We start from the raw sequence: 26,293 nt of genomic DNA, 5'->3' as shown, positions 1-26,293 counted from the left end.
TTGTTATTACCCAAATTTTAAGGTATCTTCACTTCATGCTCTGGCAGATTGCGATGTACCTTTCTCCCCTTAAACAGCCACAACTCCGGTGTATCCTGTACACCATCAAGGCGCAAGCTGAACGCCCCCGCTGGTAAATTGCGTATACGCAGCAATAGACGGTTTCCGTCTGCTACGGCATCCACAAGCTCCAACAACGTTAGTGAATCCTTCCTTAGGTGGCGGCTCAGGTCACGTGTTGTACCTGCTCTGTCCTCCCGGCTCCATATACGCAGCTCATCTACAGACGGTGTAGCAATCCGCTTGCTGAAAGAAATAACCACCTCATCTTCAGCTGATCGTTCCGCCTTAAGCGGTTTGGGCGGCTCATCGTACATGTAACCACCCAAATGGTATTCATAGGCGGTCCAGGCGTCGTACCCGCCCTCCAAGGCGGCAGCGCCAAACCGCCGCGTCCACTCACGGTCCCGAACCATACGCGCGAGAGAACCGATATCCGCCTGCACCCCGAGGGGCAGACCCGGATAAGCGGCCCGTATCGACTGCGCGATGCGGGCGTAGCCGTGGGTATACTGCGGCGGCAGACGGCGACGCATCCAGTCCGGCCAATGGGTCTGGAGCACGTGCATATCCGGGGCTACGCACCCGATCATGGCTACCGCGTCAAGACCCTGCCATTCCCGTAGCTGGCCGGGGACATCGCCGCGTCCGCTCACAGCAAGCGACCATGTCGCCACACAGATGTCCGGTCGGACATCTCGCACACCACCCGCACCGTTTACCAGCTCGCTGATCAGGCCATTCACGGCGTCCACACGCAGATCAACCCACTGCGCGTACAGCTTCGGAACCTTCCGGTAATAATTCCGCGCATGCTTGTCGCGAAAATCCGGAATGTCCTCACCGCTACGCTCGCGAAAGGCGCGCTGTGCATGTGGCCCAATATCCCCGTACACTCCACTGCGCAGCCCGTTCCATTCGGGGAAATAAGGCTCCGCCACCTCGAACCCGTCGAACGGAATGTCGGTGACGAGCCGGGCAGCAGCTTTCTTTTTCCATTCCACATACTCCTGGGCAAAATGCGAAAGCCGCTGAAACCCGTCGTTCGGTTCGCGCAGCAGCTCCATGCGCCATCCTTTCCACTCCGGCGGCAGCTGGGACACGCCAAAAGAACCGTTGCCTAGCACCATCGCCCACACCGCTATGCCTCTGCGTTGAAAAGCAGCAACAAGCGCTCCATCCACTTCATTTTCACGCACGACAAAATAATGAACGGTCTGGTAGCCCGCAAGGGCGATCTCATCTGCTATACTGTCCCGCGAACGGTTCGCGTAATAGGGAAACAACGGATCGATTTGAATACTGGGGCCGCTCAGTGCCCACGGTTTCACTTTTCCGGTCAGTGCTATAGCGTCTGTCGATTCGGGTTGGTCATTTGCGTTATAGCTCAATTCGATCCACCTCCGTCACCCGGTCTTCCCCGATACGTGTTCCTGCTATAAGTTCCTGCTGGTTCCCTATGTTACCATATTTCGCAAATGGGGTGAAATCCAGCGGTGACTGTTTCACCATCAACGTACAGAGGTATGGAATAACGAGTCAGGTTTAGTTTATGAACGGAATGGGAGGAATAGTCAATGGCAGAGCAGAGATTGCAAGGAAAGATAGCAGTGGTCAGTGGTGGAGGTTCAGGAATCGGCAAGGCGACCGCGATCCGTTTTGCAGAACAAGGCGCCAAGGTGGTCATGCTGGATCGGACACCCAAGCATGCAGAGGAGACCCAAGCAATTATTGAGCAGGCTGGCGGTGAAGCACTTGTGCTGGAATGTGATATTTCCAAGCCAGATATGATTCAGCAGGGGTTCGCTAAAGTCGTGGAAACGTACGGAAAGTTGGATATCGTGTTCGCCAACGCAGGCATTAACGGCACCATGGCCCCTATCGAGACACTGGAGCTAGAGGAATGGGACCGCACGATGAACATTAATCTTCGCGGCACCTTTGCTACTGTTAAATATGCCGTTCCTTACCTGAAAGAACGCGGCGGCAGCATTATCATTACCAGCTCCATCAACGGTAATCGAACCTTTTCGGGTATTGGATTCTCAGCCTACGCCTCCACCAAGGCAGCTCAGGTTGCGTTTATGAAAATGGCAGCGCTGGAGCTGGCACGTTACAAAATTCGGGTCAACGCGATATGCCCGGGAGCCATCGACACGCAAATTGACAATAACACATACCCTTCGGAAGACTTGAAGAAGGTACAAATTCCAGTCGAATTTCCGAAGGGCGGAGAGCATCCGCTAGAGGATGCCCCTGGTGAACCAGAGCAGGTTGCCAATCTGGTCCTGTTTCTCGCCTCAGACGAGTCATCTCATGTATCGGGTACGGAAATTTATGTAGACGGAGCAGAATCACTACTGCGTTAAGTATTAGAATGGAGAACGTTATCCCCAGGCGTACTATTGTTTAGGCATTCTTAGCATTCTTAGCAGCCTTATCCTTGGTCAGATACTTGTGGAGAAGGCTGCTTTCATATGGCTTTACAACGGCTTTGATGTCGACCTATCAGCACCATGCACAGCTCCTTTGCGAAAGCGGACATACAGCCTGCCTCCCGGGAGCACCTCGAACAACAGCATCAGAAGCGAAAAGAACAGCAGTGCAATGGCTTCTTCTGCCAAAATGTACAGAGGATATGGCCCCAAAACATCCAATATCGACGGTGTCGACGGCTTTCCGGCTAGAAACATATAGTTAGCACCGAGAGCATCGTCTACGATCCACACCATCAGCGCCAAGCCATTCAGAAAAAGCATAGCTCCTCCCACACTCTTCCATGTCGGTTTGAGTCCTTCTATCCAGGTCATATACAAGGCTGCCAAAATAATAGCACTATGAGCTACGAAAAAATGGATAAAACGATAATGTGGAAAGGCATATGCCAAATTAGGCGTGAGTACTGCTTGGAGCGCCCCTCCAATTCCGGCAAAAAGGATGATCGGATATAACCAGCGGCTTCGAAAAATGAGCATCAGGATAGACAACAGCAGTGTCACACTACACAGTTCTAATGGCAATGAAGTCTGGACATCCCAAATATGCTGCATCACATACCAAATATTCAGAGTCACCTCTGACAGAATGAGGACTGTAATTAACAACCAGCGAATTCCCTCACTTACAGGCTTGTTCGACCGAATCCATCCCCTAGTCAGCCACAGCAGCAAAGCGCAAACAATGAGTCCCAATACAGCCAACCCATGTGACGGAGAAAAAGCCTCGAACCCTTCTGGCGCGTTGGCATCAAACCAAGGCCCTGACCACGACCTATCCATAGCTAGCCCCCTTTGATCTCTTTCTCGATCTCTTTCTCGCTTCATTGCATTCTATTTTATACCCAATAGCCAATTATGTTCTAGCCGCGTTTCTTGCTTGTTCAATACCTTACCTTTATGATAAAAGATATTATATTCAAAGGAGAACCCTCATGGCCATTAATCGCCGATTAATTACAGATCAGGATTTCAATGAGGCACTGGAACGTCATCTTCGTGTCCGAGTATTTCAGGATGACCAATTGATTGGCTCTGGCGGAATCATAATCCGTTTCGACGATCAAACCATCGTCGTGCAATCCAGCGTCAGTGATCTGGCTTACCACCCTAGAAAACAATGTGAGTTTTTTGAAATTAAAAAATAGCCGCTACACACCGGGAAACCATTTTGCTGCGTTTTCCGGTGTATAGCGGCTACATTTTGTTCGTATATATCATGCCTCACATGACGATTTCTGATTATAGTTGCATTCCACGTGTTTTCATCATGAGTTTATTCGTAAGCACTTTCAAATCCTCGGAAGAAGACGAAATTTCCTGCATAATTGCTGTCTCCTCATGAGCAGCTGTATAAATTTTGTGAGCCCCTTCTGAGAAGGCCCCAGACATTTGTTGAATACGATGGATCTGCTCAAAGGTTTGATCTACCCGATTCGTCTGCTCCGTTACGGCCTCTTCCATTAAACGGATGCTCTCGACAAATTCACGTACAATAGCGTTCAAATGGTTCAGCGTCTGATCCACAGAGCTTGTCCGTTCCGCCTCGGCACTGACCAATGACGTTTGCTGATGCATCAACTGCACTGTCTCTACGATTTGTGACTGCACACGGCTAACGATGGCATTTATTTGCTGCACAGACTCCGTACTTTGGGCGGCAAGTGCGCGAATTTGGTGAGCCACTACCGCAAACCCGTTCCCTTCTTCTCCCGCACGCGCCGCTTCTATAGAAGCATTCAACGCCAGCAAATGGGTTTGTTCAGCAATATCCTTCACGGTGCTTGTAATCGCTTCAATTTGGGAAGCTTCTTTTTCCAGTCGTGCAATTACCTGCTGCGAACGACCATGTGATGCTGTCAGCTCTCCCATTCCATCCATCAGGGATGAAAATACGGTCTGCGTCGAATCTACTGAATGCTCCATATGGCCTGACAGTTCCAGCATATGTCCCGATTTGCTACGCATCATTTTAAAATCGCCCAGCATTCGGTCTGCTGTTTTAATCGATTGGGCAGATGCTTGCTTTTGCTGCTCCACGCCATTCAAAATATCTTCTACCACCGAAGACATGGACTCAATTTGTGTGGTAGCCTGTACAATAGCCAAGCTCAGATTTTCCGCACTTTGCGAAGTGGTTCTGGTGCTGTACGAGATCTCATTGAACATATCTTTAATGTTCAGCATCATGTGCCGAAATGCATCATACAGAACTTTGATTTCATCCTCCGAGCGACGTTCAGGAATCACAACAGACAGGTTCCCCGCCGAAGCTTCCTCTGCCGCCTTCGCCAACCTAACAATGGGCCGCGTGAGTAATTTTGAGATCAACCAGCCCAAAATGCCACTCCACAGGACACCCAATAACAGAATGATCGAAGTGTACACCCATTCTTGTGTACCTTGAGCAAGCCAGTCCTTGAGTACAAAAATAAAAAAAGCGCTTGTTCCATAGGTTATTGCAGAAATTGAGACAAATGCAGTAACCATTTTCGTACCTAGTGACATCTTCATGTACTGTAGCCCACCCCAAAAAACTCAAATTTGATTCCATTTTACCATAAAATTGCTACATTTCTAGTAGAATTTTTCACAGACAGATATATTTATGAGCATAAAGATACAGAGTCTTAAGTCCCCTATCCTAATTACAAAAAACAATATGTTACCAGGTAGCAGCTTGCATCTTAAGATGGACAAATTGCGTTGCCACAAGCTTTACAGGCTATTCGTCACATCTTAAGCAAGCTGTTACTCGACAAAGCCATTTTCCATTATTAAAAATCATTGTCATTTTTCTGTTCAACGACTGCTTTCTTCATCGCTTCAATTGTGTCTATTTGGTGACTGTTTTTTTCCAGTACAGTAAACTCCCATAAACCGATGGTCAGCTTGTCTCCTTGCTGGATATCAAAACGCTCTGAAAGCATCCATCCACCAATCGTATATACGTCCCCGGCCTCAATATCCGTCTCCAAGCGCCGATTGACCTCATGAATGAGCGCCTGTGATTTGAGTATGTAACGATGATCATCTGTTTTTGTAATGAGTGGAGTTAACGCTGCGGGGGTTTCGGTGTCGGTATAGGAAGGAATGTCTCCAACAATCTCCTCCATAATATCCTCCAGTGTGACAAGTCCAGATGTTCCACCATATTCGTCCACCAGCACCGCTACTGGAATGCGCCGTTTTTGCATCTGAATCAGCAGATCCCGAGCCTGAACCGTCTCGATAACCTGAAGCACCGGATGAATATAAGAAGCCATCGTCGTATTCCCTGTGCTGTGCCCACGTGCCAAATCATGCAGGGCTTCCTTAACGCGAATCATCCCGATAATACGATCCCGGTCGCCATGTTCAGCTACAGGTAGAAAATTATAAACTTTGTCCTCGATCAGCTCCATAAACTCGGCCACTGTTGCCTGGTGGGAGATGGAGCGGATGTGGATGCGCGGTACCATAATTTCCTGCGCTGCACGGTCGTCAAAATCAAATACATTGTTCAGATATCGATATTCTGTCGGTGTAATTTCACCACTACGAAAACCTTCAGATAATGCCAAACGAAGCTCAGCTTCACTAAGTGCTGCATCTTCTTCAGATACTTTTTTGAGCCCAAAGAGACCTGTAATGACACGCGATGAACGACTAAGAACCCAATTCAGAGGATAGGTCATTTTATAAAATATCGTGATCGGACGGGCAAAAAACAATGCCATCGGTTCCGCAATCTGTATGGCGAATGTTTTCGGTACCAGCTCCCCAATGACCACCTCAAAATAGGTCAAGATCAGAAAAGCCAGCAAAAAGGAGAGCACTCCCGTCAGGCCTGGCGGAATATGAGCCAGCACAAACAGGGGGTGTAGCAGATGTTCAACAGTAGATTCCCCTAGCCAGCCTAGCGCCATTGAGGTTAATGTCGTTCCGAGCTGACAAGCAGATAAATACTCGTCCAGCCGAGACAAAATGTTTTTAACAGCTTTCGCATTTTTGTTGCCTTCAGAGGCCAATTGATTGATGCGAGATACCCGCACACGAATAATGGAATACTCCGAGGCCACAAAAAAAGCAGTTAATGCGATAAGTAATATAACCAGAATGATATTTATCGTTTCCATAGCCCTCTCTTGCTCCGTTCATGATGAAGCAAGAAGCACCCCCTTTGACATTCATTTTTGGATGGAACCATAACATAAGTAATGATGTCCATAATCGTGTATTACCCAAAAATGACAAGGAGTAGACTATGTATGACCCTGTTAGCGAATCGCCAGCGGACTCTTTTGCACGATATCTATCCATTGATTAGCTATCAACTGATGCCCAACCGCTGTCGGATGAACCCCGTCATGCAGCCAATAGGAGGCGTCCGCCTGGGTAGCGGCTTCGTTCAACATGCTCTGGAGCGGCACAAATACAGCACCAAATTCGTCCGCTAGCTGACGTACAATACGCTGATACCCCGTTATTTTTTCTTGCCAAATGTTCCATCGCGCTTCGGTAGCTCCTGTTTTCAAAATAAACGGCTCGCACAGCACGAGTCCCAGATCAGGCATCACTTCACGCGTTTCTTCCAGAAGGTGGCGATAGGCTCGTTCAAATCGGTCCGTCACCCCGGACGGCTCCTGCTCGACGATCCGCCAGGCGTCGTTCACTCCGATTAGAATGCTGAGCAGGTCTGGCTTCAGGCTAAACATGTCCTCATTCCAGCGTGCATACAAATCCGAAACTCGATCCCCCGAGATTCCCCGGTTCACAAATTCTGGCTGTGTGGTCGTCAAACGGCTCCCCAATGCACCTGCGATCAGATACACATAACTCTGACCCAGCCAATGGTTCGCATCCTCATTTCGTCCCCTTCCTCCGTCTGTTATAGAATCTCCCTGAAATAGAATACGTGCGTGTTCTGTACTCGTCATCTTCCTAACTTCCTCCTTCACATTTTCCAATAATACCCTTATCATACCTCGCGTCATCTAAATTATAAAGCGGTTTCAAAATATAGAAGAATTATAGATTTGCCATATGGCCGGATTCACTAGCTTTAATTAGGGTAGGAATCCGGTGGCAAAGGCGATCAAGTCATTTCACACCGCTCGGTACTTACACACCTCACGAAAATTACAGCCTCCGCACGCTCTGCGTGAAGGCATCGGAGTGAAGAAAGACTCGGACTTGGGGCGGTTATAGTAATCGTCATCGAGACAGGACTTCATTTCATCGATGTATCGTCCTACATTACCAACCACTTTGTCGATATCTTCTTGCGCGGGACGATATACCTCATGCTCTCCTGTCATCAAATACTCCACACGTACCTCAATCTTCTCCAAAGGAAGCTGATAGTGCTCCTGCACGTAGGAAGCATACAAAAAAAGTTGGTCGGAAAAATCGCCTTCCTTGCCTGTTTTCCAATCCACGATGACCATGTCTCCATTGTCTCTACGGTAGAGCAAATCCATTTTGACATACACCTTCGTCTCATGAAGGAGCATCGTATCCCACTTCTCCACTTCTACAATTCGGGCCTTTCCCTGTTGCAGTTCACGCCAAACCGCAGTACGGTACAAATTGTGTATCACCGCGTGCTGCCGCTCCTTAATAAGGGCGATCCGTTCTGGAAGCACCTCGTCGTCGTAATAAACCTCCGCCAGCATGACGCGATTTTTCGGATCTTGTAGCCATAGCTCACGGTGTAGCGATTCCTTGTAGCTGTTATTCAACATGTTCTTCATCGCTGTCTCAAGGTATGCTGTGCGCGGGATAGCCCCTTTTTCCATCCATCCACGTATGACGGATTCACACATTTGATGCGTAATATTCCCGAATAAAATATATAAGTTGCTCAGTTGCTTGAGCCGATACAATGTAACTTGCTCTTCAGTGCCCTGTGCCGAATTCCAGCCATTATGCGAGCCGTAATAATGATAATAGTATTTGCGTAAGCATTCATCGAACGTTTGAGCCCTCGATTGCGAATAGGACCAGGACGGGTATATAGCCATGACAGGCCCTCCTTCATTAAAACTATCATCTCTTTATTATAACGCAAACCCAAGCTGTATCGGCGATAAAAAGGACGAAGACCTTAACCCATGGGTTAAAGTCTTCTACTGACTGACTAGTTTGTAGACTCGCAATGAGTCCGTTCAACATTGATCAAATTACTAACATTAACGGCACCGTCCTCACGGACGTTGACAACAAGTACCGGAGTTCCCAGCATGCCGCTGATCCACTCCTTATAATCATCCACATGATCATTCGGAAGAATCGTCAAGATGACACCAGCAAAGCCACCACCATGTACTCTGCATGCGCTGTTATCTATTGACTTTAAATACATTTCGGTTAAAGCCAGTGCAACCGATACGTCTTGTTCCCGCGCAATCCCACTTCTATATACGTTTTGGAGCCATTTCCATGAGGAATTACCAGATTCAGTAACGAGCCTCAGGAAATCAGTAAAGCGCCCTTCCTCCAGTGATTTCACCTGTTCATCCACACGTCTATTTTCTTCAAAAAAATGCAACGCCCGCAGCACTGCACGGTCTCCTGCTTTTTCCCTGACCATCTTGAGGTTGGCATATAGATCCTCCGGCAATAAGTCACGGCAAACCGTTGCGCCTAAAGATTGTGCCACTGCACGCATTTCGTTGGGCACTGCCGCGTAATCGTCCGTTAAATCGGCATGATTTCCACCTGTATTTACAATAACGAGGGAATATCCGTTTTGTTCAAAATTCCAATGAACAGGATTTATGATCGGTTCCTTGGGATTTTCAAAGTCAATGGAAATCAAGCCGCCATACGCACAAGCCATCTGATCGAGCAGCCCCGACGGCTTGTTCCAATAGCCATTTTCTGCATACTGACCAATTTTGGATTTAGCAACAGCATCTAACGCTCCCTCGTTATAAAAATGATTTAATATCGTACATATCAGCATTTCAAAAGAAGCGGAAGAGCTTAAACCTGAAGCAGAGAATACATTACTTGATATATAAGCTTGGAATCCCCCGATACGGTATCCGAATTCAAGTAGACCAGCGGCAATACCACGGACCAGCAGCATCGTACTGTCATCCTCCGGTTTTGGCGACAAGTCAGTTAAATCGATGACGTACTTCGTCTTGTAGCCTTCAGAAAAGAATGTAATTACAGACTCCTCCACTTTAGAAGCTACAGCGATGGTATCAAGTGTAATACTGCCTGCCAGCACCTTCCCGTGATTGTGGTCTGTATGATTTCCACCAATTTCGCAGCGCCCCGGAGCACTAAACAGTTCAATATCCCCTACACCAAAATGCTCCCGATACGCCTGTATAAGTGATTCATATCGAGTCGTTTGCTCAGAGATTTGCTGTTGACCGTACATTCGGGCAAGCACTATTTGTCCCTCTCTGGAATTCAATAGTTCCATATCTTTCATCGTATATCCCCCTAATTGTATGTGTTTTCCTAGGCTCGAATGATACTATCATTATCTCAATTTTCCCTGTATGAAAGTATGGCACTTTTCAAATCTGTAAGCGCTTATTTTAATCGCTTTACTGAGCATTTTACCAATATAACTAAAAAAGAACCAGCCCCTAATTGGGCTGGTTCCTTGAATTTCTTTTTAGTCGCGTTTCAGTACATATTCCCCATCATTATTACGAGTTACTGTGGCGCCAAGCGCCTCGGCAACTGATTTGAAAGGAACATACAATGTGCCATATTCATCCGTATATGGAGCTTGTGGCAACGTCAATGTGCTTCCTTCCAATACAGCTTGTTTAGAGCCACTTTTCAGCTTAATCGTCTTACCTGTAATATCATCAATTACAGTAGTCTGTTTGGCAGCTGCATCCCATTTTAACTCGGAGTTCAGTTCGCTCGTCAGTTCACGCAATGGAATAAAGGCAGTACCACCACGATTCTCCAAGACGTAGTAATCGTCTTTAGGATCGAAAGTTGTTTCTACTTTTGTAATTTCCAAATCATTTTTTAAAATGTTGTAGATCGGAGAATTCGCTTCAAAATTGCGCAGCGTCGCTCCCGGAGTTAATTCAGCTTGTTTATTCAAGTCAATAACACCGTTAGAAATATCCACTTTATCAGCCGTCACACTACCATTGACGTTCCAAGATTGAGTTTCGGTCAGAATTGTGAAGGACTTCACCGGAAGACCATCCACATCTGGCAAAGCAACCGTCAGGTCTGTTGCCGCTTTGCGAACATTTCCTTTTTCATCAAAATACATGTCGCTTTTCAGAACCGTGTTAGCACTCAGGACCGTTTTGATTTCAGGGGACTGTGCATACATGGTGCTAACGCCTACATCATATTGATCAACAGCTAGATCCAAATATTTTTTAACTTCGGTATAAGCCTCATTGACCATTTTTTCTTTGTTAGCACTCAGTTCCGCTGTTACTTTATCACTATCTTCAATATTCATGCCGGAAGCAATCGTCTTCGTCATATCAATGGCTTGCCCGATCAGCTCTTTCAAGCCTGCTTCGTCCTTGGCCAGATTCGCCAGGAACGGTTTTACCAATGTTACCAGCTCATCACCACGAAGTTCAGCATGCAGATGGGTCAGTTTCACTTTGTCTTTTTCACCGTATACTTCCTCGGTTACAGACGTTGCAGAAATGGTCGAAGGGTTAGGCGCATGCTTGAGCATAAGTGCAGCGGCTGTTTTCGTCAGTTCTCTCACGTCTTTGGAATATACATATGGATCAAATCCAGCAGGCAGACCGCTCAAACTCTCTTGCGAGTTCAGAGATATGTAATAAGGTTTTTTGGCACCTTCCAGTTGAATAGCCAAACCTTGGCGGTCTAAAGCAAGTTCAAACGGCAAATTATACTTATCGATGTGCAATGTACCTTTGGCAGAAGCAAGTTCCTCCGATTGTACTTTGGCTTCATCCACAGTGACGGAAATCGAATTAATCAAATCTACGATTTCCTTATCTCCTTGCGTGATTCCTTCTTTGGGAGTCAATTTAAGAGAGATTTTCTCCGTTGTCTGCTGGGATTTCACATCAAGTGTTCCCAATAAATTTTTACTTACATCAAATCCGCCTACTGCCTGGCAACCTGTCAAAGCTACCATTAACAGAATAAGAGGGACGGCAATCCATTTTTTTATATTCATATTAATCCCCTTTCAAGATATTTCCGTAATCTCTTCTATTATCTCAGTGTTAACACGCATTGTAAATGAGTAGAATGGAAAATAGAACTAGTTATTTAGGATCAATTTTCAGCCTGCAGCATCCGGTAAGCCAGTAGTGCCATTTCCAGGCAACGACGTTTGTCAGGGTCTGCCAGATTTCCCTCTATGATTTCATTAATTTTATCCAGCCGATTATAAAGGGTCTGTCTGTGAATGTACAAAATTCCGGCGGTATCACGCTTGGAACCATGGGATTGAAAGTAGGCATCCAGTGTATCCAAAAGCTGCATATGGTGCTCACGATCATGCGCAATCAGCCCACCCAAATGGTCCTCTACGAACTCTTGTAGAAAAGGAATGCGGGGCACCGCCTTCAACAACTGATAGATTCCGATGCTGTCGTAAAATAACCGATCCTTCATGACTGGGACGCTTCGTGCCACTTCAATGACCTCATATGCCTCTTCAAAACTGCGATCCGTCCCCGTCATGCGATGCCTTACCTTACCAAAGCCTGCATGAATGCGCACCTTATCAAGCTGTCCTGCGGCATAGTTCTGAATATATTGAACTGTATGGGCAAGCACTTTTTTCATTTGCGCTGCGGAACGTAGTGTTAATTCCTCCTTGGCACAAAGGATGTAACACTGACTCCCCTTCATCATCAACAGATTGTGCAACGTTTCTTTTTTCAACAATGAACGAAGTAGCACTAGCACATCCTGATTGATGGACTCCTTGCGTACCTGACTGGCATCTTTGTCCTGATGTTCCACCTCAATGACCCCTGCCCAAAATAAATACTGTCCCTTCGATAACAATCGCAGGCCCATTCGGGTCTGGGCCTGTTCTTCACTGGGAAGCTGCCCGCTCAGCACATCCTGAATCAATTCATTTTGATTACGCAGCAATCGGTCTTCAAGAAACTGTGTTCTCAGCACCAATGTAGCGGCTGCCTTGGCCGTGTAATCGAGCAGCAGCGACATTTCTTCTGTCGGCATTTCACCATGCAGCACCAAACCTACTGCGGAAAACACCTGACCGAAGCATACAACGGGCTGGAACAACACGGCAGTGGATTCATTCAGGTGAAACAGCAGATGCCCCTCCCGATCGGCGGTCATACTAGATTCCACTTCATGGGCATAAAAATCTGCAATACGGTCCGCTAGATCCGGCTGGACGGAAGGTACGAATCGATTGGTATCAATGGAAGACATGTACATGACCTGCCGGGCTGCATAGTCATGGAGCACACGCAAGAGGGCGCTCATATCAGTACTGCGCAGGGTTTCCTGCTGAAGTTGACGTGAAAATCGTTCCAGATCTTTTAGGAGTTCATGATGTCGGTTAATAAGTAGGGAATGAATATCTTGTGTAATTTCAACAAAACGTACTGGCTGCTCAAATACGATGACCGGGAAGTGATGTCGTTCCGCCAACTCCAGAATTTCAGAAGGGATTTCATGAATGCTCGTGCCCAGCTCCACACACAATCCCGCAGCTTCCGAGCGGATCAGTTGCTCCATATACTCGGCGCGCTCTTCCCCCTTCCGGGTAAGCCACAGGCCGGTCGTCAAAATCAAGTCATGACGGCTCACAAACGGAGAGACATTTGTGATTTCTAGCACATGGACCCAACCCACACGGCGATGTACGCCCTGTTCCCCCGCCGCCAGCTTCGCCCGCCGGAAAACGGGACGTTCCAGCACATCCGCAATGGTAAATGTTTTTTTACCGTTCATCGGCATTCTCCTTATGTATATGTCTTTATGTCATTTTACATGACATATATTCATCAAAAAGTCGAGCCTTTAAGTCAGATAATCCGACAAAATGTATGATGTCAAGGAGCTTCACCCCTTGTAAACTGTACCTAATCTAACATGAATTGCATTTATCGGCTTGAGTCCATGTAACTAATCAGCAGGCTGCATAAAAATGATAGTGTAATTTTCTTAACCATTATTTTTAGGAGAGGTGAATGAAATGAAAATTGGGGTTCCGAAAGAGATTAAAAACAATGAGAATCGTGTCGCTCTAACGCCCGCAGGTGCAGCTCAAATGATCCAACACGGACATCATGTGTTTGTGGAAAGCCACGCAGGTGTTGAAAGCGGCTTTACGGATGGAGATTATGCCACTGCGGGTGCGACTCTTGTGCAGCAAGCTGCGGACGTGTGGTCTCAGGCGGATCTGATCATCAAGGTAAAAGAGCCGCTCCCCTCTGAATACGGATATTTCCGACCAGGATTGATTTTATTCACCTATCTGCATTTGGCCGCCGAGCCAGCACTGGCCCGCGCTTTAACAGACAACGGTGTAGCCGCTATTTCCTATGAGACACTAGATGTTGAGGGCAGCCTCCCGCTGCTTACTCCGATGAGTGAGGTTGCCGGTCGAATGGCTGTACAAATTGGAGCACAGCTGCTGGAAAAACCAAAGGGTGGCAAAGGTATCCTGCTGGCAGGTGTGCCGGGGGTCAAACGCGGTAAAGTGACCATTATTGGCGGAGGGGTGGTCGGTACTAATGCTGCCAAGGTCGCCATCGGTCTCGGGGCAGATGTGACACTAATCGACCTAAGCCTGCCAAGACTGCGCCAACTGGATGATATTTTTGGCAATCAGCTCCATACGCTAGTGTCCACCCCGTCCAACATTGCTGAAGCCGTGGCGCAAAGTGATTTGCTGATCGGCGCTGTCCTAATCACTGGTGCCAAAGCTCCGCGGCTCGTAACGGAAGCCATGGTACAGACGATGCAGCCCGGTTCTGTGATTGTGGATGTCGCCATCGACCAAGGCGGCATTGTCGAGACGATTGACCATATCACCACACACGATCAGCCTACCTATGTGAAGCATGGCGTCATTCACTATGCGGTAGCAAACATGCCGGGCGCGGTACCGCAAACCTCGACGCTGGCCCTGACGAACGCGACGCTCCCCTTTGCTCTCCAGCTCACAGATTTGGGTGTGCAGGAGGCGCTTCGCAGAAGCAAACCACTGCTTAGTGGCACCAATGTCCTGAATGGACATATTACCTACGAAGCGGTCGCACGTGATCTGGGATATCCTTATGTTCCCGTGGAACAGGCATGGCAGGCGAAAGCCTTACAATAGAAACAGCTCAAAGAACCACACGCTCTTCCCAGCAGGAACCGAAGCGTGTGGTTCTTTTTGTACTAGCTATATTCACCGTACTTACTGCATTTCAGATATTTCTGACGAAAGGAACGTTTGAAGACGGCGATAAATATCTGTGATTTCTTCCAGCGACATGCGCACCAGTCCGCTAGACGAAGGTGCCACAAATTCATGCATCTCAGGAATTAGCGGTTCAGGCTGAAATCCCCAATCTACTTTGGATCTTTTACTGTATTCGGTGTACACGCCTTTGCCGACAAAGCAAGCAACCTTCGGGCGGTATTCCTTTAGCTTCTCGTATAGCTTCAGACGTCCTTCGGCGTATTCCTCGCGTGCAATGTCCTCCATTCCCCTCGTGGGACGGGAAACAATGTTCGTAAAACCGAAGCCCAGCTTCAGCAGCTCCCGATCTTCCGATGGATTGTACAAGCGAGGTGTCAAGCCTGCTCCCTCAAGTATGCGCCAAAAGCGGTTGCGCGGATTCGCATAATGATGTCCTACCTCGCCTGATTTCAGGCTGGGATTAAAGCCGATGAATACAACGGATAATCCATAATCCAGATGATCATCTACCTCATGCAGTTCTGTCTCTCGCTCTGTCATGGGCTCCTCCTTCCTCAAACCATATCCAGCGGCTGCTTCCGCGTCGGCGGAGGAAAAGCTTCGTCTATTTGTTGAAGTTGTTCAGGGGTGAGCCGAATACTTGCTGCCGCTGCATTTTCTCGTACATGCGATTCCTGTACCGCCTTCGGAATGGCCCAGACATCACCGTCTCGTATGACCCACGCAAGCGCAATTTGCGATGGAGTTACCCCGTGGCTGGCAGCAATGTCTACCATAACAGGATGCTCCAGCAGGCCCCGTCGCAGGCGACCACCTTGGGCAATCGGGCAATAGGCCATCACAGGCACTCCATTCGCACGGCTCCAAGGTAGCAGATCATATTCGATGCCCCGCGAAGCCGCGTGATACAGCACTTGATTGACAGCGCAGGCTTCGCCTCCACTCAGGCTCCATAGCTCCTCCATGTCGGACTTGTCCAGATTGGACACTCCCCAGCTGCGGATTTTGCCCTGCTCACGCAGTTTTTCCATACCTTCTATTGTCTCTTCCAGTGGAATATTCCCTCGCCAATGCAACAAATACATATCCATGTAATCCGTTCCCATGCGGGTTAAGCTGCATTCCCTCCTTAGGAGCCTGGTGTCACAGGCTTATCAAATACATGGCTCTGCGTCCAATGCTGTCCACCATCCGAGGTAGTGTACATAACTGGGGCCTGCTCTGAGTCCGAAAAAATAGCCCAGCCTTCTTTGGCATTTGCCATCCCGATTTGCTGACCGCCATAACCGTCAAAGCCTTGCTTTCCATTGTTCCACGTCTTGCCGCCGTCAGTCGTCCAGCCAATCGTATTGGGCTTGTCGCACGGTGCGCAATAACCGCCCATCCATGCGGTACTGCTATTAACCGCATAGAGCATACCTGGTGCCGCCCCTTCATTTTTAGGAACCTGATTGTCTTGCTGGCTAATACCTGGTGCCGGGCCACCGCCAGCGGTGGCATTCGCCAGTACAGGACGCCAGCTTTGTCCACTATCGGCAGTATGCCAAAGCGAATACGACGTCTGATTCATCCCCGTATCTCCAACCAGCTCGATCCATGCGTTGCCACGTTCTACCGAACGAATAATGGCTCCATTTAGAGGCGCCTCCGTTGTCCGTGACATGACAGTAGTCCACTTTTGGCCCCCGTTAACGGTATGTAAAATCTGGAATGAACGGTCTGTGTCCTGCGTAACCGCCCAGCCGTTTTGCCGATCATGGTAATATGGCTGTCCTACCATGTGGCCAGGCACGGGGAGCGAAGACCAGCTTTGCCCGCCATCCTTCGTATATTGGTTGCCACTGAACCCTTCCTTGGATGATACAAAGTGTAAAAAGCCCGTTTGCCCTTGCTCAGGTACACTCCCAACAACCTCCCAGCGTTTGCCGCCATCGCGAGTGGCCAGCAGCGATCCGCTGTCTGCCATAACAGCCCAGCCTTGCTGCCCGTTCAAGGCAAAAATCTGCTGAACCGTACCTTGACCCTGATATTGCACATTCCACGTCGATCCGACTGAACCGGATGCAGACGCGTCCGTTCGGGCAATCCAGCCATTTCCGCCGATCCAGCCGGATTGGCCGTCGATCAAACGCAACGCGGTAATATTGTCCATGCGGACTTTCGCTATAGTAGTGTCTGTGGTTGCTTGTCCTCCTGTTTTCGGTGTATCTACAGTCGCTCCCGAACCATTCGCTTGTGCCGAGACGGCACCCTTTTGCTCATTTTGAGCCGTTTGTCCTGTTTGCGAACTTGTTTGTGAGCCTGTTTCACACCCCGCTGTCACTATGGCTACGGCGAGTAAAAGCACCCAGACCGATGTTTTTTTCTTCATTTTCGTTCATCCCCTTATGTTGGTGATATACATGGCTGTGCGGGTATTGTATTCACAGCCATGTATATTCTATGTATTACCCTGCTGTCTTCGTTTCACTCTTAAGGTGAATATACGGAATGGACTGAATGCAAACCAGCGTTACAGGATTACGAGTTTACAGGAACAAAGCCGCCTTTTTCGATGGCCCGAGTTCCTTCTTCACTTTGCAGCCATTCGAGTAATCGTTGCATCGAAGGGCTTGGTTCCTCGCCTTCCCGTGTGACTACAAACAGTTGAGCTGTGAATGGATATTGCTTCGAGCGGATGTGCTCTTTGTTCGGCTCCACTCCATCAATAGACAAAAATTTGACCTCTTGACGATTATGCATCACATTTGCAAAATAATAAAATGAATAACCGAGCGCGTTGTGATCCTTGTTAAAATCTGCGACTGCATTAATCATACCACCCATAATGCCAATTTGTAGTTCACGTGGCGGGTCAGCCATTTCATGGCCTGCCATCACTTTCTTTTGCATATATGTCTGACTGCCTGAATTTTCTTCTCGCTGATAAGCAATGATCGGCTGATCCTTGCCCCCTACCTCATTCCAATTGCGGATAGCCCCTTCATATATACGGCGAACCTGCTCCGAAGAAAGTCCTCTAACCGGATTGTCTTGATGTACGAGGAAAATAAACGCATCCCACCCAATGGGTGTGAGCTTCATTTGTATTCCCCGACTTTTCGCCAGCCGCAGTTCCTCATCGGAAGGACCAGCCACCAGAATCAGATCCGCCTTCTTTTTGATCAAATTGACATATGCCTGATGGGTCGTGTTGAATCTCAGTTCGTGCGCTGCTCGCGCCTTGCTCATTCCGGTCAGTTCATGCAGCATATCCTGCGCAAACGGAATGGCCGCTGTAGCCCCGTCAACTACCGGAAAATCTCTCTCTGCAATGTATGGGCGTTGAGGAAGCATCAGTGTAATCGTCAGCACAATGACGAGCGCAGCAGATATCGCGGCAACAATCCATTGCCATCTATGATCCACCTTACCATTCTTGTCGGTTAGCGCTGGATAACGATTTACCCCAACTCCTACTACCATGCCAACTATCGGCAGCAGTGCAGCCAGTAGAAACCAGATTTCACCATGCTGTGTATATGGACCCAATACCTCTAACACAGGCTCCGCCCAAGCATGATAGAGTGAAAAGAGCCCCCACGCCCCTCCCAACACTTCAGCAGGTTGACCACCAGACCCTTGTATTCCTACAATCCACAACCACAGCCCACATAATAATGATAATAGCCCGGTCAGCATCAGCGAAAGCTTGCCCATGCTGGACATACGCGCACTCAAGGCACCATAAGCTGCAAAGATGAGACCGATAATCCATGCATATAGAAGCAGTATTACAATCACAGTTGTATCCGTTACACCTTCATGCCTCAGCAGAAGCTGCACTTGGGGTGCCACAACCATACTCCAAACTACATTAAACATGACTGAAAACAATCCAAACATAAACGTACCGCCCAACCATGGCCAAAACCATGCTATCCGCACAGACTCGTCCTTTTCCGGCTTGGTTATAACTTCCTTTGGATCAGACATGTACATCCCCCTATAACTAATGAATGAAATGAGACTGTAAGCCATTGCTTCTTCATTGTACAATTATGGTAAAGATTAGTATACGAGAGGAGGATAAAAATGTCCTTATCCGATCTTCCTAGCGATGAATTACTCAAGCTGCGTATGGCAAAAAAGGCCTCCCCCACGGGAAAGGCCTTTTTGTCATCGAATCTTCTTTATATTGCTCTGGCATGGATCAAAAAACGGTGCTGCTTCACGTCCCAATAGCCATCACGTTTAATATCTAAATACAGACCATATAGCTGTTCTATATATTTCTCCGGCTGAAAGTCTGTAATCTGCCATTCGATTGCTTTTAAGTAATAGACAATCGCTCCAATATCGTAAAAGCGCTGTATCGGAAACTGTTCCTGCTGCTCTAAAATTTCGAAGCCATTGCTTTTCAAACCTGCAAGTGCTTGAGAAAGGGTCCAGTCCGCATACTCGTAATCAGGTGCTCCCAAACGGTCGTTGATGCCCGCACAATCTAGGCCCCCTACCTGTTGAGTCAAAAACGTCCCACCTGGTCGCAAAATACGCCGTACCTCCGCTGGCGAAAATGACTCATGCTTATTCAGCACGAGGTCGAACCCGGCATCGCCAAACGGAAGGGAATCGTCATCCTGTATAGCCATAACGCGCACACCCAGCGGCTCCAATCTTTCCTTGGCGATAGGAACATTCGGTGCATACGCTTCTGTCGCACATACGATCTCTGGAAAAGGGCGTAGCCGAGATAATAGCTCTCCCCCGCCTGTTCCCATATCCAGCATCGCCTTGGATGAATGAATAAACTTCATAGCCTTGCTGACATAAGACCATTCCAAGGGCTCGCTCGCCACACGTCCCGTATCCGAGATGAATGAAAAATCCCATCCGGAAAATGACTGCTTATAATTCTCCAAGAACTGTAGAAATTCACGATCTTCTGTATATTTCATATTATTTTTGCTCCTCCACCATTGAGCTGTACGTTATTGAACTCTTCTCTCTGTATGTTCTACGTTGTATCTCTCTGTACATCTATTTTATGTCAGCTCTAATGTGGAGGAGCTCTTGCCCGTCGGTGAGGTTGTTATATGTCGTGTCGGAACCATCCCATGTTTATCTACCTCCGTCCATATGCCATCCAAACCAGATGCTGTCCCACTTAAGGAACTGTCGGTAATGCCTTCGCAAGCTCCGGTGTCATATCGTTCGGAGTAAAATAGCAATAGCGTGTATGGGGGTCTGAACTAAATAAAGGTTTGATCTTGACCTGAACCAGGTAAGTGCCTTTCGCCATATTTGGAGTATAGCTATAGGGTCTGCGCTTTTCCAGTACAGTGCTCCAGAGCTTCGGATCTTCAATCGTTATTGCTTTATGCTTCTGTTGGATGCTTTTAAATAGCTTATAGTCTTCAATATACTGATTGGATTGATAAGGTTCAAGCTCTTCAGCAATAATAGGAACAGCCCGTATCGAAAAAATATCCTTGGAATCAATGATCACCTTATCCGCATAACCTTTTTGCTCTAGCCAACCTGTAAGCTTGTGATAGGAAGCCGGCCATTCAAATGAAAATTCACGATGCCAGCTCGGTTCGTTATTGATAGAGGATGACTCTTTATTTGTAATAGAAACACTCCCCAATGGATATTTCTCTGATTGCATCTCGCTATAGCTCATATTTAATACTTCTTCTCTGAGTATATCTTCAAATTCACGAGTTTCTTTTGGATTGGTTAAAACCACTCGTCTTTCACTATCATCTACGGATTGGATATTAATGGTCTCTGCTTTTCCTTGCAGCTTATCCAGCCTGTATCTTACCGTTTTATAAGGCTCTGCTTCCATCACTTTAGTCAGTTCTGTCCGGAAAGGCTTCTCCGGGAATGTATAGCGGCGAGTCATGGTGGAACCATCATCCAAACGGTAGACTATGAATGCCGATTCGACGGCCAGGTTTTTGGACAACATTTTCTCGCCAGCTGCATGTGCACGTACGAGTTCTCGATGTAAATTCAGCACAGAGGTGATATAGGCCCTGTCTTGGGAGTAATACGCTTCTTTTTCTGCATCTCCCCCTAGAGGCTCCTCTCGCCCGACATAAACTTTTTCTACGGAGTGTGCTGTTGGAATCCGCCCCTCATAACCCAACCAACCTGAAACCGGGATATATAGTACCAGCCCCATGATCACACCGTACACGACCATTTCCACTAAAGCACGAACACGCATAATTTGCCACGTCTTGCGAATGACCATCTCTACAACGATATAGCCTAAAATAGCTCCAAGTGCATACCCAAAAATCGACCAATTAGCTCCTCTTGTACCTGCATTATTAAAATAATCGCCTAGTATAAGCATGGCGCATAGTATGACTCCTGCCTTGAACAAAGGCTGTAAGAAAGGAAATGCTATGGCCTGAGTCGCCTTTTCGACCAAGCGTTTACGATACAAACCATAACTCAAGGCGACAAACAGCAGAGAGATACCTAAATAGGCAAGTAACTCCATGTAGGAAAAGGCGCACTGTGGCAAGTTGTCCATAATGCGTACAAACGGCGATAAGTTTTCCCAAACATTATTATTGCTGCGAAACTCCCCACCATTAATATATTGAACAACGGTTTCTCGCACCCGCACATATCCGTATAAATTACGTTCTAGAAAACGCCCTATCATCATGAATAGAAACTGAGGCAATAGCAGCAAAACATACACTACTACGGTCTGTAGCAACGATTGTCCCACACAAATCCCTACAAACACAGTAAAAGTAAACAAGAAAATCGTAAGGACGGACACGACCAAAGCCCACGATCCAACATCATTAATTTGAAAAATATAAGGCAGTTCGACTGACGTGTTAACCCAAGCAGTTACTCCCGCAGTCAGCCATACAGGTACAAGTAAAAGAATAAGACCGCTAATTAAATGTGACGTTAATAGATGCTCTCTACGCAAAGGTAGGCTGTGATACAAATCGGATGGCCCCTGTCGCTGAACAAAACGAAGCAGCATCACACCTGCCAGCACCGGTACAGTCATTAAAATCAATTTTTGCAATTCATTACCCGAGTTTGTACTATCGAACAAGCTTTTTAAAACCACTCGTGGTTGTTCATCACCAATGCTCATAAACAATGACAGCGGTACTGTAAACAATAACCCCGCCAAGTACAGTAGACCGATCCAGCCATGCTGTCTCAGGCATTGGCGAATTACGCCGCCGCTACAGAAGAATCGGTTGGATGTCATAACCTGCGTCCTCCATTTCATAAATGAAAATTTCTTCAAGCGTCAACGGCAGCAAATCAAACACATGCGGCTCATACGCCTCAATCGTCTCTGCAATCCGCTCTCGTTCCCCCCGGATAATGAGCAGCAGAACACTGCCCCTCCGCTCCTTATGTACAACCGAAAGTTGTCCACATACGGTTTCCTCATGCGTGCTTTCACGAAAGGCAACCTGCACCTTATGCGTATCAGACTTGAGGTCGTCGACCTCTTTTTCCAACAGCATCCGCCCGTGGTGCATAATGCCGACGTGATCACACATGTCTTCTATTTCACGCAAATTATGAGATGAGATCACGACGGTCATCTCGCGTGCAGCGGTTTCCTGGAACAGTAAATTTTTGATCATTCTACGCATCACCGGGTCCAGCCCATCAATCGGTTCATCCAAAATGAGCAGCTCAGGCATACAGCTCAAGGCAAGCAAAAATGCAGCCTGACGCTTCATCCCCTTGGAAAAACGGTGAAGCTTTCGTTTAGGATCTAGCTTAAAAATCTCCGTAAGCTGTATGTAGCGTTCCTCGCTCCAGCTCGGATAAATGGAGCGGTAAAACCGGGCCATCTGACGAATTGTCGCTTGCGGAAAAAAATAGGGGGTGTCTGGCATAAACAGAATGTGCTGCTTGACTTCTGGCTGCTCATATACGGACTGTCCGCCAATCAGTACCTTTCCTGCATCCGGTCGGTAAATCCCGGCGATGATTTTGAGCAGTGTTGTTTTCCCCGCCCCGTTTGAGCCCAGCAGTCCAAAAATGGAGCCCTTCTTCACTCTAAGGGCGAGCTGGTCGACAGCCTTTTCTTCTGTAAATGTCTTTGTGACTTCCCTTAATTCAATCAAGGGACATCCCCCTTTCCTTTGTTTGCATAGCTTCCACGTATATGTCGTCCACTTCCTGCTGTGTAAAACCGAAATGGACAGCTTCGATCATCTGTTTTAACAATGCCACCCGAATCTCATCCCGCTTCATTTGTTGCGGCTGCTGCTGGGTAGGCGTGACAAAGCTGCCTTTGCCCTGAACGGAATAGATATATCCTTCGCGTTCCAGCTCGCGATACGCCTTCTGAATCGTATTCGGATTCACCGTAAGTTGAGCGGACAATGCCCGTACAGAAGGCAATTGCTCATCCGGCTCAAGTGATCCGTACACGATCATTTCCTTTACCCTGTCCATAAGCTGTTCGTAGATCGGCTTGCGGCTGCGGATATCCAGCTCGAACATGGACTTCCTCCTTTCAGGACTTATTCTGATTCACTTGTATATACTGAACTGTTCTAACTGTACTATCATTAATAGTACAGTTAGAACAGTTTGTCAATCTTTTCTTTGGGTATTCCTTACAAAAATAACCGTGATGCATGATGCATCACGGTTATCTCTTTTTAGCCTTCCTTTGATTCATAAGGTTCATCACGGCTTATATTCGCAAGCGTTGAACCTTCCGGCAGCTTAAGATCCAGTTGGAACCGGAACGTCGCTCCTCTGGCCTCATCGCTATCTACACCAATGGAACCCCCCATCAGCTTGACCAAGTTTTTACAGATGGACAATCCTAGTCCTGTCCCTCCATATTTTCGGTTCAGTGCCGGATGAAGCTGGGAAAAAGGCTGAAACAATAGATGTTGGCGGTCTGCTGGAATACCGATTCCAGTATCAGTAACACTGAACTCAATCAGGCATCTATTTTTACGACGGCTGTAAGCCTTTCTCTCCACAAAGATATTTACACGCCCTCGCTCCGTAAATTTGATCGCATTACTCACCAAATTCACTAGCACCTGTCGAATACGCACATGATCACCGACCAGCATTCCCGGCATTTCCTGATCCACATGCCATTCCAGCTCAATGCCTTTTTCCATAGCCTGCGTCCTGAATAGGTCAGCCACACTGCCCACCACATTATCTAGCACAAAGGACTCGTGCAGCAAAGACATTTTGCCAGCTTCGATTTTGCTCAAATCCAGTATCTCGTTCAATATCTGCATTAAAGCACCGCTGCTGCTGGTAATAATGTCTATATAGCTACGCTGCTCCTCATCCAATTCAGTATCTGCCAGTAACCCTGCCATACCTATAATGCCGTTCATCGGTGTACGGAGCTCATGGCTCATCACAGAGAGAAACTCTGACTTGGCTCGATCGGCGCGCTCGGCAGACTCCTTGGCCCGAATGATCTCCTTTTCATTCGTCCTGTCTACAAAAACCATCACAGCCCCTTTTCGCTCGCCATTATCCATCAAAGGGCTGATTCGATAGGAGGCCAGAAAGCTGGACCCGCCTTTTTTCCAAAATACAGCTTCCTCTGCCTGATAAGAGGCTCCGCTTCGAATCGCTTGAAGAATAGAGGACTGTTCGTCCGGAAAGTGACTGCCAATTTCGTCAGCATGGCGGATCAAGTCTATGCATGCGCCATTCAGCGGTTTGGCCGATCCTACGCCGAACATCTCGACAGCTGCCGGGTTCATAAAGCGGACATGTCCTTCGGTACTTAAACCCACAATTCCTTCGGATACGGCATTCAAAATAAGCGAATGCTCATTACTAAGCTTCTCAATTTGAGCAATGTAGCTTTTAAGAGGGGTAACATTTTCTATAATCCCGTAGCAGCCTACAATTTCATCTTGTACGAAAATCGGAATATTCGTCATCTTGATGAATAGACGCTCCCCCTCCTTATGTATAAATTCCGATTCATAGGTTTGCGTCTCACCCTGCTGGGCCAGCTCCATGTGACGCTTGATTTTATCCTGTTCCTCAGAGGAAGCCATGATAAGTATGTCAGCCCCAAGCAACTCATCCTTCGTATAACCCGTAAGCTCCTCCAAGCTCGGATTCACACTTAAGATATGACCTTCCATATTCACGGCGCATATCCCGAGTGGATTATGCTGAAATAGTGACTTATAGCGGTTTTCACTTTCACGCAGGCGCTGCTCCATTTCCCGGTGCTCTGTAACATCCTGGATCATACCCACCACTTGAACGGGCTTGCCTGCATGCTCGTCCATTTCAGCTTCCCAGATTGAACGCAGTACCTTTTGTTCCCCATTCGGCAATACAATTCGGTAAAAGGTCTCTTCGTGTATTCCCTTCAATATAACGTTGGTGATAATCTGTTTCATGCGCTCTGTATCTTCTGGATGAACAGCCGCCATGAACGCGTCAATACTTGTTTCAACCGGCTTGACACAATAGCCAAATATGCTGCGAAATTCCTTGGAAAAATGCATAACATTGTTGACCAGATCCCAGTCCCATGAGCCGAACATCGCCAACTGTTGAGCTTTTGCCAGGTTCTCCTCGCTCTTCTGGCGCTCTGTGATATTTCGTCCGATGGATAGAACTCGCTTGATTCTGCCCCGTTCATCCCGAATAATGCGGTACGATACTTCTAGCCACAAATAGTGCCCGTCCTTATGACGAACACGCCGCTTCATGATGCCTGTTTCCTTGAACATTCCATGTACACGCATGTAATCGGCATCTTCGACATGGTAAAATTGCAATCGTTTTTTCCCAAGCATCTCCTGTTTCGTATAGCCTAGGAGTTTTTCCACCGAAGGAGAGATATATTGGAGTATGCCGTCCGCCGTGCTATATGAGATAACATCCGGCGTATTTTCCGTAATCAGCATATACAAATCCTCATTATCCGAGAGCACCTGCTCCATGTCCTTTTTCTCCGTGATATCCATTGCATACGCAATCAAATATGATTGCTCGGTAGCCTCATCATCAAATATGGTTAATTCCAGCGATAGCCAGACGGATGTTCCCCGTTTATGTTTCAAACGTAGCTCTGTCTTATAGACTTGATCCGTAGCCTGTAGCCAACCTGCGTAAGCCTCCCTCAACCCTCGCTGATCCTGAGCCTCTTTATACAAGAGATGGTAATATCGGATATCCAGTAATTCCTCCTGCTCATATCCGACCATTTTGCAAAAGGCGGGATTGACGTACAGGCACTTCCCTTCCCTCGACAAAATCACGATTCCTGTCGGGGCATGATTATACATATGTTCCAGCAAAGGTAGTCGTCGAGCAGCAGAAAACACAATCAATCTCCTCCTTTGTAGTCTGG

At 47.5% G+C, this 26,293-nt stretch carries 20 protein-coding genes and 1 pseudogene; 3 read left to right on the top strand and 18 right to left on the bottom strand.

Annotation, left to right across the window (positions count from 1 at the left end; all coding sequences use genetic code 11):
• Positions 1-17 precede the first annotated feature (17 nt).
• Positions 18-1,451 carry an N-acyl-D-glucosamine 2-epimerase gene (locus G9G53_RS00265; protein WP_165144482.1) on the bottom strand — a complete coding sequence of 478 codons (1,434 nt, stop codon included), beginning with the start codon at positions 1,449-1,451 and terminating at the stop codon, positions 18-20.
• 186 nt (positions 1,452-1,637) lie between these two features.
• Between G9G53_RS00265 and G9G53_RS00260 the strand changes: the two genes are divergently transcribed.
• The gene (locus tag G9G53_RS00260; protein WP_165144479.1) at positions 1,638-2,429 is read left to right on the top strand and encodes an SDR family oxidoreductase; all 792 of its coding nucleotides are present in this window, start codon (positions 1,638-1,640) and stop codon (positions 2,427-2,429) included.
• Positions 2,430-2,543: 114 nt separating this feature from the next.
• On the opposite strand, the gene G9G53_RS00255 is transcribed toward G9G53_RS00260, so the two are convergent.
• Positions 2,544-3,338: a YwaF family protein gene (locus G9G53_RS00255; protein WP_165144476.1), complete on the bottom strand. Its 795-nt coding sequence runs from the start codon at positions 3,336-3,338 to the stop codon at positions 2,544-2,546.
• Between the two features lie 152 nt (positions 3,339-3,490).
• Between G9G53_RS00255 and G9G53_RS00250 the strand changes: the two genes are divergently transcribed.
• A complete protein-coding gene (locus G9G53_RS00250; protein WP_013309048.1) occupies positions 3,491-3,703 on the top strand; it encodes a hypothetical protein in 213 nt (70 codons plus the stop codon).
• A gap of 94 nt (positions 3,704-3,797) precedes the next feature.
• On the opposite strand, the gene G9G53_RS00245 is transcribed toward G9G53_RS00250, so the two are convergent.
• From G9G53_RS00245 to G9G53_RS00215, 7 genes are all read right to left on the bottom strand, one after another.
• Positions 3,798-5,069, bottom strand: coding sequence for a methyl-accepting chemotaxis protein (locus tag G9G53_RS00245; RefSeq protein WP_029516103.1), 1,272 nt, complete (start codon positions 5,067-5,069; stop codon positions 3,798-3,800).
• A 263-nt stretch (positions 5,070-5,332) separates the two neighbouring features.
• Entirely contained in the window at positions 5,333-6,673 is a 1,341-nt protein-coding gene (locus G9G53_RS00240) for a hemolysin family protein (protein ID WP_029516102.1), read from the bottom strand.
• A gap of 141 nt (positions 6,674-6,814) precedes the next feature.
• The gene (locus G9G53_RS00235; RefSeq protein ID WP_029516101.1) at positions 6,815-7,474 is read right to left on the bottom strand and encodes an SGNH/GDSL hydrolase family protein; all 660 of its coding nucleotides are present in this window, start codon (positions 7,472-7,474) and stop codon (positions 6,815-6,817) included.
• Positions 7,475-7,642: 168 nt separating this feature from the next.
• Positions 7,643-8,560, bottom strand: a complete 918-nt coding sequence (locus G9G53_RS00230) for a PD-(D/E)XK nuclease family protein (RefSeq protein WP_029516100.1) — start codon at positions 8,558-8,560, stop codon at positions 7,643-7,645.
• A gap of 116 nt (positions 8,561-8,676) precedes the next feature.
• A complete protein-coding gene (locus tag G9G53_RS00225; protein WP_029516099.1) occupies positions 8,677-9,987 on the bottom strand; it encodes a galactokinase in 1,311 nt (436 codons plus the stop codon).
• A 189-nt stretch (positions 9,988-10,176) separates the two neighbouring features.
• Positions 10,177-11,700, bottom strand: a complete 1,524-nt coding sequence (locus tag G9G53_RS00220) for a copper amine oxidase N-terminal domain-containing protein (RefSeq protein WP_165144473.1) — start codon at positions 11,698-11,700, stop codon at positions 10,177-10,179.
• 101 nt (positions 11,701-11,801) lie between these two features.
• A complete protein-coding gene (locus G9G53_RS00215; protein WP_165144470.1) occupies positions 11,802-13,466 on the bottom strand; it encodes a PucR family transcriptional regulator in 1,665 nt (554 codons plus the stop codon).
• Between the two features lie 244 nt (positions 13,467-13,710).
• On the opposite strand from G9G53_RS00215, the gene ald reads away from it, so the two are divergent.
• On the top strand, positions 13,711-14,841 hold the full coding sequence (ald, locus tag G9G53_RS00210; protein WP_165144467.1) for an alanine dehydrogenase: 1,131 nt from the start codon (positions 13,711-13,713) through the stop codon (positions 14,839-14,841).
• Between the two features lie 81 nt (positions 14,842-14,922).
• Here ald and G9G53_RS00205 read toward each other — a convergent pair whose 3' ends face one another.
• The 9 genes and pseudogenes from G9G53_RS00205 to G9G53_RS00165 form a co-directional block, all read right to left on the bottom strand.
• On the bottom strand, positions 14,923-15,468 hold the full coding sequence (locus G9G53_RS00205) for a mismatch-specific DNA-glycosylase (RefSeq protein ID WP_029516095.1): 546 nt from the start codon (positions 15,466-15,468) through the stop codon (positions 14,923-14,925).
• Positions 15,469-15,482: 14 nt separating this feature from the next.
• Positions 15,483-16,052 (bottom strand): annotated as a pseudogene (locus tag G9G53_RS00200) (aldo/keto reductase); the annotation flags it as partial.
• A 5-nt stretch (positions 16,053-16,057) separates the two neighbouring features.
• Positions 16,058-17,299, bottom strand: coding sequence for a WD40/YVTN/BNR-like repeat-containing protein (locus G9G53_RS00195; protein ID WP_165144464.1), 1,242 nt, complete (start codon positions 17,297-17,299; stop codon positions 16,058-16,060).
• Positions 17,300-17,448: 149 nt separating this feature from the next.
• Positions 17,449-18,903, bottom strand: coding sequence for a PstS family phosphate ABC transporter substrate-binding protein (locus G9G53_RS00190; RefSeq protein WP_165144461.1), 1,455 nt, complete (start codon positions 18,901-18,903; stop codon positions 17,449-17,451).
• A gap of 197 nt (positions 18,904-19,100) precedes the next feature.
• Positions 19,101-19,865 (bottom strand): class I SAM-dependent methyltransferase, encoded by a 765-nt coding sequence (locus G9G53_RS00185; protein WP_165144459.1) that lies wholly within the window; start codon positions 19,863-19,865, stop codon positions 19,101-19,103.
• A gap of 209 nt (positions 19,866-20,074) precedes the next feature.
• Positions 20,075-22,171 carry a DUF6449 domain-containing protein gene (locus tag G9G53_RS00180; protein WP_029516089.1) on the bottom strand — a complete coding sequence of 699 codons (2,097 nt, stop codon included), beginning with the start codon at positions 22,169-22,171 and terminating at the stop codon, positions 20,075-20,077.
• Entirely contained in the window at positions 22,146-23,048 is a 903-nt protein-coding gene (locus G9G53_RS00175) for an ABC transporter ATP-binding protein (protein WP_165144457.1), read from the bottom strand. The genes G9G53_RS00180 and G9G53_RS00175 overlap by 26 nt, the downstream gene beginning before the upstream one ends.
• Positions 23,041-23,430 (bottom strand): GntR family transcriptional regulator, encoded by a 390-nt coding sequence (locus G9G53_RS00170; protein ID WP_069010351.1) that lies wholly within the window; start codon positions 23,428-23,430, stop codon positions 23,041-23,043. The genes G9G53_RS00175 and G9G53_RS00170 overlap by 8 nt, the downstream gene beginning before the upstream one ends.
• A 161-nt stretch (positions 23,431-23,591) precedes the next feature.
• Positions 23,592-26,267 carry a PAS domain S-box protein gene (locus tag G9G53_RS00165; protein WP_069010350.1) on the bottom strand — a complete coding sequence of 892 codons (2,676 nt, stop codon included), beginning with the start codon at positions 26,265-26,267 and terminating at the stop codon, positions 23,592-23,594.
• Between the last annotated feature and the right edge of the window lie 26 nt (positions 26,268-26,293).

The sequence above is a fragment of the Paenibacillus sp. EKM206P genome (assembly GCF_011066155.1).
Lineage (GTDB): Bacteria > Bacillota > Bacilli > Paenibacillales > Paenibacillaceae > Paenibacillus > Paenibacillus polymyxa_D.
This window is presented reverse-complemented; position numbering and strand designations above follow the sequence as displayed.